The sequence below is a fragment of the Vibrio aquaticus genome (assembly GCF_003970385.1).
GTDB classification, from domain to species: Bacteria; Pseudomonadota; Gammaproteobacteria; order Enterobacterales; family Vibrionaceae; genus Vibrio; species Vibrio aquaticus.
This window is the reverse complement of record NZ_RXZH01000110.1, coordinates 1-532: the sequence shown is the minus strand read 5'-3', so window position 1 is coordinate 532 and position 532 is coordinate 1. Positions and strand designations below refer to the sequence as shown.

1 protein-coding gene is annotated in these 532 nt (G+C 42.7%); it reads right to left on the bottom strand.

Annotation, left to right across the window (positions count from 1 at the left end; translation table 11 throughout):
• Window positions 1–125 precede the first annotated feature (125 nt).
• Window positions 126–491 carry a VOC family protein gene (locus tag EJ063_RS20555; protein WP_126576079.1) on the bottom strand — a complete coding sequence of 122 codons (366 nt, stop codon included), beginning with the start codon at window positions 489–491 and terminating at the stop codon, window positions 126–128.
• Window positions 492–532: the final 41 nt, after the last annotated feature.

The window sequence follows — 532 nt, the reverse complement described above, 5'->3', positions numbered from 1 at the left end:
TAACGCCCAATTAAGGGGTGAACAACGCCTCCACCCAAACCTAAAGCATTGTGCCATAAACACTAAACTTGAAGTAGAAGCAAAAGTGCCAAGCGTTGTGAATCCCTCTTAAATTGCTTGTTAAGCTACTTGTTCTCGGCTATACGCCACAACACACCGCTAGGGTCTGTCACACAAAACTCTAGCATTCCCCAAGGCTGTTCAACCAATTCTGTCACCTTGGAACCAAACTCTTCCTCTAAATTGAGTTTCAGCACATGCTCATACCAACTGTGGGCATCTTCGACTAAAAGGTGCATCATGAAATTGTCACTATGAGCCGGTTCATAAAAGTCTTGGAGCAAAAACGGACAAGAGCCAAACTTGAAATACGCGATTYCATCAAATTCTGATGCGAGTTCGAAGCCAATGCTCAGATAAAAGCGCTTCGAAAGCTCAAAATCTTTGGCGGGCACAAACGATTTTATTTCTACTGTATTCAGATTTTCCATTTCTAGTACCAATTCCTTTCGACTGTTTGTAGCTTAACGCC